Genomic DNA, 6,520 nt, shown 5'->3' with positions numbered 1-6,520 from the left:
CGCTATGAAAAACGCGCATACATCTTCCTCGGCACCGTCACCGTCGCAGCCCTGGTCATCTGGCTCCGTTCATGATCGCCCGGACACTGCCTAGGTCCAGCGCGGTATCCGGCATCTTCGCGATGTCGGCGCCGCGGAGAACCTTGAGGTTCAGCGGGCCGCGATGCACGTCGTGGTGATCCGCATGTGGTGGCCACGCTGGCCCAGCAGGTCCCTCTGGGGCGGTCCTGCTGGGCGCGGGCTCTGGCTACTTGATCAGCGTCCGGACCATGACGCGCTCGCCGGCGAAGGTGAGTCGCCCGTGCAGGTAGCGCCAGTTGTCGATGATGTAGCCCTGGCCTGGATTCAAGGCGAAGGTGAAGGTCCGCAGGGCGATGGCCTCCCGCAGCCGGGTGACAGCGTGCAGAGTCTCGGCTGAGAAGAGGCCGTTCGAGTCGAGCCGGAGGCGGAACTGCCAGCGCCCGGTGGGGTCCTGGGACATCACGGGGCCGGAGTACTGTTCGCGACCAGACCGGTAGATGGCTGCGTTCGGCCTGGCCAGTGCGTCGATAGCCCAGGGGCTGGTCTGTTGAAGGTCCTCTACGACGCGTTGGCCGTCCGTCATCGAGCACTCCCCGCCTGTTCCGTGCGGCACAGAGGGGCGCGCTGCAAGATCCAGGAGCAGTGCGGGCCCGTGTACGACCTTGCAGCGGTGGGAGGGCCTCGGTCGTGCGGCGCGGACCTCGGACCCGTACGCACGGGGGCCGGCGGAAAATCTGGGGCTAGCCCGGCCTTGACGGCCTGCGCAGGGCGGTCAGGCGGTCTGCCCGCGCGGGGTGGGCGCGGTGGCGGCCAGTTCCTCGGCCTGTTCGCCGGTGACCAGGAAGACCACGCGGCGGGCGACGGAGACGGCGTGGTCGGCGAAGCGCTCGTAGTAGCGGCCGAGCAGGGTGGCGTCGACGGCAGTTTCCACGCCGTGGTGCCAGCGCTCGTCCATCAGGTGCTGGAATATCGAGCGATGCAGTTCATCGATCCGGTCGTCGTCCTGCTCCATCTGGAGCGCGGCCTCCAGGTCGTGGGTGACGAGGCGTCGACGGCCTGGGCCATCAGGCGCTGGGCGAGCTGGCTCATCTCCAGGATGGTGCGGCGCAGGTCCTGCGGAACGGCTTGGCGGGGTAGCGCAGCCGCGCCAGCTTGGCGTCATGCTGGGCCAGGACCGAGCAGCGTTCCAGGTCCGCGCTCATGCGCAGGGAGGTGACCACCACCCGAAGGTCGGTGGCGGCGGGCTGCTGGCGCGCCAGGACCGTGATCGCCCGGTCGTCCAGTTCGCGTTGCAGGTCCTCGACCTTGCTGTGGGCGGAGATCACGCCTTCGGCGAGCTGGAGATCGGCATCCGGCAGCGCGCCGGTGGCCCGGCCCAGAGCCGAGCCGACCCGGTTCGCCATGTCCACCAGGCCCTCGCTGATCGAGGCCAGCTCCTCGTGGTACGCCTCGCGCATACGAGCCCCACTCCCCTTGGTCAGCCCCCCGTCCGTGTCTCTGCCAGAATCCCACACCCCGCGCGAGCAGGGACATCAGCGTTCCGCCACGCAAGGGGGTCTTGCGGTCGTCGGGCGGCGCGCCGGTGGCCGGGTCTGGTCGTGGCTGGCCGGGGCGGGCGTAGGCTCAAAGTGCGGAGGTCGCAGTTAGTGCCGCCTCGGCCCGGAAGCGGTTCAATCTGTCCCTGCTCACGTCGGTCACCGGGCCGCCCTAACGGGCTCATGGGCGGGCATTGGCAGGACCGAACTCGCTGGAAGGCAAGACAATGTGGCGCTACTGACCTTAGAAGCGTGATGTCCGCAGGGGCTGACGATGTGTGATCGGCGCGGTATGCCGGTTGTGCGGGATCTCCGCAAGGTGGTGGGCTGACGCCCGAACGGCAGGCGTTTCGCGAGCGGATCCGGCTGGAGGCCGCCGAGCGATTCGCTGCCCGTGCCCCCAACCCGTACGCTGACCACCCGCCTGGTCCTGCTGCGGGCCGGGCTCCCTGACGAGGCTGACAAGCCTGTGCGGTTCTCCATCTCCGACCAGCCGACCCGCACTCCGTACATCACAGCGCCGCCGCTGCAGCCTCGGGCACCTCGCCAGTGCGCGGACTGCTACGCCTGGATTGCCTGGTTGGTCCCTGGAGGGTGGCGAGCCAGTCGGTCAGCAGGCGGTTGACCTCGTCGGGGCGCTCCTGCTGGATCCAGTGGCCGCAGCCGTCCAGGAGGTGGGAGGCGGACAGGGCGGGGAGGGTAGTGGGGTGGGCGTCGATGGCGTCGGACATCCAGGTGGTGGAGGCGTCCAGGGCGCCGCCGATGAACAGGGACGGCTGCTTGATCGGGGCTCCGCGGTGCGGGGCGAGGTCTTCCCAGTCGCGGTCCATGTTGCGGTAGCGGTTGAGGGCGCAGGTCAGGCCGGTGCGCTCGAACTCCCCGGCGTAGACGTCGAGGTCGTCCTCGCTCAGCCAGGCCGGGAGGACCTCCGTGGGGAAGCGGTCGCGCAGCCGGCCGCCGGCGCGGGTGACGAAGTGCGGGTCGGGCTCGACCTGGGCGGGCATGGTGTCGGCGGACAGGGCCGCGTAGAAGCCCGCGAGCCAGCCCCGGACGTCGGGCTCGATCTCCGTCTCGGCGCGGCCGGGCTCCTGGAAGTAGGAGACGTAGAACTCCTGCTCAGGGCCGCCGATCCGGCCGAAGACGTCCGTGGGGCGGGGGCCGCCGGGCGGCGCGTAGGGGACGCTCAGCAGGCCGACGGCGCGGAAGACCTCGGGGTGGAGCAGGGCGGAGGCGGCGGCGATGTTGGAGCCCCAGTCGTGGCCGACGACCACCGCGTTCTCCTCGCCGAGGGCGCGCACGACGGCGACGTTGTCCTCCACCAGGTCGAGCATCCGGTAGGCGTCGGTCGCCTCCGGCTTGGAGGAGCGGCCGTAGCCGCGCACGTCGATCGCCACCGCCCGGTGGCCGGCCGCGGCAAGGGCCGGGAGCTGGCGGCGCCAGGAGTACCAGGACTCGGGAAAGCCGTGCACGAGTAGGACCAGCGGGCCGGTGCCCTGCTCGACCAGGTGCAGGCGCCCGGCCGGGGCCTCGACGGTGCGGTGGCGGAGCTCGGCGGTCGGCTCGGGCTGCATGGGCTTCTCCTCGGATCGCGGGCGGACGCGGCTACCCACCGATCATGCGGCGCGGCACCCGCCCGACGCGATCAGCCTTGCCCTTCTGGCAAACTTGCAGGACAGGGCGGTGGAGCGGTACGGCAAGAAGGAGCGGGAAAGGTGGCAGTCGACGACGTGGACGGCACGCTGGCTGCGATGGGGCCCCGGTTGCGGGCCGCGCGCGAGCACCACGGCGCGACGCTCGCCGGTGTCAGCTGTGCGACCGGCATCTCGACCAGCACGCTGTCCCGGATCGAGACCGGCCGGCGCAAGCCCACCCTGGAGGTGCTGCTGCACCTGTCGAAGAAGTACGACGTCTCCCTGGACGAACTGACCGGCACCGCACCCGCCCCCGCGGCCGCGCCGCGCGCTACGGCGCCGCTGAGCTTCGGCGACGACAAGGCAGTGCTGCCGTTGACCCGGTACGTCGGCGGTCTGCACGCTCACAAGCACGTCCTGCCCGCTCTCGAGGACCCGCCCGCGCGGCCCCGTCAGGTCTCCCACGACGGCCACGAGTGGCTGTGCGTTCTGTACGGGCGGCTGTGGCTCGCGCTCGGCGGCCAAGACCTCATCCTGACCCCCGGGGATGTCGCCGAGTTCGACACCCGCACCCCGCACGGGGTGGCGAACGCCGGCCCCGGCGGTCCGGTCGAGTACCTGATCATGTTCGGACCGCAGGGCGAGCGCCTACGGCCGCGCACCCCTCCAGCCGCTGCTCGCGGGGCTGGTGACGGAAAGGCTGCTGGGTGAGCAGCTGTGACAAGCTGCGTGCCTTGTTGGTGACAACCACGCTGCTTCATTGGTCTCATTCGCCACGTCATCCGGCTCTGCCGGTGACAACTACTGAGCTTCGCCTCACTGGGGTGCCAGGCTATTCTCGCGGTGGCAGTGGGCCCGGCAACCTCGATGTCAGCACCGGCACGTACGGTCTGGGCTCATGACTGATCAGCAGTGGGTGGGAGTACGTCAGCGGATCGAGGCGGCGGCTGCAGGACCTGCGGGCAGCAAGGTGTTCGGGGCGCTGGGGCACAAGTGGGTCGTGGAGGACCCCCTCACCCAGGGCGAGCTTGCCGAACTCGAGGCTCAGATAGGCGTGCAGCTGCCGGAGGAGTACCGAGCCTTCCTGCTTCACGTTGGTGCAGGTGGCGCTGGTCCCGCGTACGGCCTGTTCCCCGTTCGACACGTGCAGGGCCGCTGGCGTTGGGAAGGCGACGGCGCGGAGATGGTCGACCTGTCGGGGCTTGCCGAGCCGTTTCCCGACCAGGGTCCGGACCCGACGCTGCTCGAGGAACTCCTTGCCCAGTGCCCTGAGGAAGAGGACTTCGATGACATCGAAGACTTCGACGACGCCATGGAGGCGTGGGACGAGCGGTGGGGGGCGGCCATGTTCGCCCCGGAGCGCACCGCCGGCGCGATCGTGATCTCCCACCTGGGTTGCGCCCAGAGGGAGTGGCTGATCATCAGCGGCAGCCACCGCGGCACGATCTGGTCCGACTGCCGGGTGGACGACGTCGACCTCGCCCCGCTCCTCGGCGAGGACGGTACGCCCGTGAGGTTCGCCCGCTGGTACACCGACTGGCTGGAGAAAGCCGAGCACACAGCCCTGTCAGCACCGTAGGCCCGACGCCCTGTGCTGCTGAGCAACGTGGTTGGCCAAACCGGCCGAGTAGGGCGCTCAGCCACAGGACGCCAGATCCGTTCTCGTGCCTGCCCCTCATGGCCGCAGCGGCGGGCCGGCGTACTGACGTCTGGAGTGCCGTACAACTCCGGCAGTGAGTGATGGCCCGCTTGGATCACTCGCATGCCGTAGGCTGCGGTCTATCGACGCGGGGTGGAGCAGCTCGGTAGCTCGCTGGGCTCATAACCCAGAGGTCGCAGGTTCAAATCCTGTCCCCGCTACCAACTCCGGCCCCGACGGCCTGATCGAACGCCCTGGCGAAGACCTCGACCGCGGTCTGGCCCGGCTGCGGCTGCACGCCGCCGCCCTGGCCCGGCGAACCGCTGGCGGTCTTCTGTGACGAGCTCCTCGCCGGCCTGGTGCACGGCGGTAACGACGACATCGCCCTCCTCGCGGTCCGCCTCCCGCCCCACGATCCCCGGTTGAGGGAGCGGCCCTGACGCCGGGTTCTTACCGGACCTGATGTGCTCGGCCGGGTGCGCCGACTCGTCGGTACGTCCGGCTGAGCGGGCGACAGAGGCCACCTCGCGGGCCCCAAGTCGCAGGGCGGACGGCGACGCGACGGTCGTCGTAGCCGCCCCGAGACGGACGTCGGCGTCTACGCGGCGGGGGTGAGTTCGGCGCGTCCGAACAGCAGCGCGTAGCCGGAAGGAAGTTGGCGCAGGATGCGGGTGATCAGGTCGGGACCTGCACACGCGGCGACGGCGGAGAAGACGGATCCGGTGTCCCAGCGGGTCGTGGCCTGAGAGGCGCCGGTGCGGGCGGCGAGGTCCTTGACGAAGGCCCAGCCGGTCAGCTGCTGGGTGTCGGGGATCTGGGCGGTGAGGATGCGCGCGGCCTCGAAGGGCAGACGGGCGGCCAGTTCGACGCGTTCCTCGCCGGTCAGCTGGCGTCCCAGTCCCGCGAGGACCAGGCGGACGGCTTCCTCGGCCTTCTCGCGGGTGGGGTAGGCGCCGTCGTAGCGGACCTTCTCCAGCATCTGCTCGTACGCCCTGTCGTAGGGCTGCGGGAACGGTGCGGGTCGGTCGGACGTCACTGCGGTGGTTGCCTTTCTGTTCACCGGGGTCGTGGTGCCGGGGTGCGGTCACCGGTGGGTGGGTGGTCAGGTGGGCTGGGGGCGGCCGAAGAGCAGGTCGTAGCCTGCGGGGAGCTGGAGCAGGATCTGGCCCAGCAGATGTTCGCCGGCGGCGTCGGCGACCGTGGACAGGACGGCGCTGACGTCCCAGGTGGCGGTCTGCTCGGTGGCACCCTCGATCCAGGCCGCGGTCGCGCGGACGAACCGCTCCGGTGGCAGCGGCTCGGCGCTCTGCAACGGGTTGAGCAGGATCAGGGCGAAGCCTTCCGGCAGCCGCGCCGCCAGCTGGGCGCGTACCTCGCCGACCAGATGCGCGCCCAGCAGGGCGAGCACTACACGGGCCGCGCGTTCGGCCTCCTGCAGGGTGCCGTACTCGCCGCGCTCCTTCACGTGGGCGAGGAACGCCTCCCGTCGCACCGTCATGTCGGCCGTCACCCTTCCTTGGTCCAGGGGCGCGGAGGACGGGCAGGAGGGGCGAACAGATACCCGTCCTCCGCCGCCGTTCAGCCCTCATCGGGGCCGGTTCAGCCGGAGATCTCCTTGCGGCCGGATCCGACGCCGATGGCGATCTTGCGGGGCTTGGCGCGCTCGGCGATCGGGATGCGCAGGGTGAGCACGC

Annotated in this window: 6 protein-coding genes, 1 tRNA gene and 2 pseudogenes; 3 read left to right on the top strand and 6 right to left on the bottom strand. The window is 70.5% G+C overall.

Going from position 1 to position 6,520, the window contains the following annotated elements; genetic code table 11:
* Positions 1 to 247: 247 nt before the first annotated feature.
* The 3 genes and pseudogenes from ACZ4UV_RS51980 to ACZ4UV_RS51970 all read right to left on the bottom strand — a co-directional run bounded on the left by ACZ4UV_RS51980 (position 248) and on the right by ACZ4UV_RS51970 (position 3,127).
* Positions 248 to 634: a TauD/TfdA family dioxygenase gene (locus ACZ4UV_RS51980; protein WP_451015682.1), complete on the bottom strand. Its 387-nt coding sequence runs from the start codon at positions 632 to 634 to the stop codon at positions 248 to 250.
* A gap of 159 nt (positions 635 to 793) precedes the next feature.
* Positions 794 to 1,478: pseudogene (phoU, locus tag ACZ4UV_RS51975) on the bottom strand (phosphate signaling complex protein PhoU).
* A 590-nt stretch (positions 1,479 to 2,068) separates the two neighbouring features.
* On the bottom strand, positions 2,069 to 3,127 hold the full coding sequence (locus ACZ4UV_RS51970; RefSeq protein ID WP_467850239.1) for an alpha/beta fold hydrolase: 1,059 nt from the start codon (positions 3,125 to 3,127) through the stop codon (positions 2,069 to 2,071).
* A 141-nt stretch (positions 3,128 to 3,268) separates the two neighbouring features.
* Here ACZ4UV_RS51970 and ACZ4UV_RS51965 point away from each other — a divergent pair, with 141 nt between their 5' ends.
* The 3 genes from ACZ4UV_RS51965 (at position 3,269) to ACZ4UV_RS51955 (ending at position 5,050) form a co-directional block, all read left to right on the top strand.
* Entirely contained in the window at positions 3,269 to 3,898 is a 630-nt protein-coding gene (locus ACZ4UV_RS51965; protein ID WP_467850236.1) for a helix-turn-helix domain-containing protein, read from the top strand.
* 187 nt (positions 3,899 to 4,085) lie between these two features.
* Positions 4,086 to 4,766 carry an SMI1/KNR4 family protein gene (locus tag ACZ4UV_RS51960; protein ID WP_467850233.1) on the top strand — a complete coding sequence of 227 codons (681 nt, stop codon included), beginning with the start codon at positions 4,086 to 4,088 and terminating at the stop codon, positions 4,764 to 4,766.
* 207 nt (positions 4,767 to 4,973) lie between these two features.
* A tRNA-Met gene (locus ACZ4UV_RS51955) sits at positions 4,974 to 5,050 on the top strand.
* A gap of 374 nt (positions 5,051 to 5,424) precedes the next feature.
* Here the strand turns inward: ACZ4UV_RS51955 and ACZ4UV_RS51950 are convergent.
* The 3 genes and pseudogenes from ACZ4UV_RS51950 to ACZ4UV_RS51940 form a co-directional block, all read right to left on the bottom strand.
* Positions 5,425 to 5,862 (bottom strand): DUF2267 domain-containing protein, encoded by a 438-nt coding sequence (locus ACZ4UV_RS51950; RefSeq protein ID WP_451023384.1) that lies wholly within the window; start codon positions 5,860 to 5,862, stop codon positions 5,425 to 5,427.
* Positions 5,863 to 5,928: 66 nt separating this feature from the next.
* Entirely contained in the window at positions 5,929 to 6,324 is a 396-nt protein-coding gene (locus ACZ4UV_RS51945) for a DUF2267 domain-containing protein (protein WP_467850230.1), read from the bottom strand.
* A gap of 101 nt (positions 6,325 to 6,425) precedes the next feature.
* Positions 6,426 to 6,520 (bottom strand): annotated as a pseudogene (locus ACZ4UV_RS51940) (Hsp20/alpha crystallin family protein); the annotation flags it as partial.

The sequence above is a fragment of the Streptomyces sp. NPDC028289 genome (assembly GCF_055565975.1).
The sequence above is the reverse complement of the archived record's forward strand: the minus strand, read 5'-3'. Positions and strand labels throughout refer to the sequence as shown.

Coding starts and splice junctions, on each gene's coding strand:
- ACZ4UV_RS51960 (WP_467850233.1), top strand. CDS start 4,086: ATGACTGATCAGCAGTGGGTGGGAGTACGTCAGCGGATCGAGGCGGCG.
- ACZ4UV_RS51945 (WP_467850230.1), bottom strand. CDS start 6,324: ATGACGGTGCGACGGGAGGCGTTCCTCGCCCACGTGAAGGAGCGCGGC.
- ACZ4UV_RS51970 (WP_467850239.1), bottom strand. CDS start 3,127: ATGCAGCCCGAGCCGACCGCCGAGCTCCGCCACCGCACCGTCGAGGCC.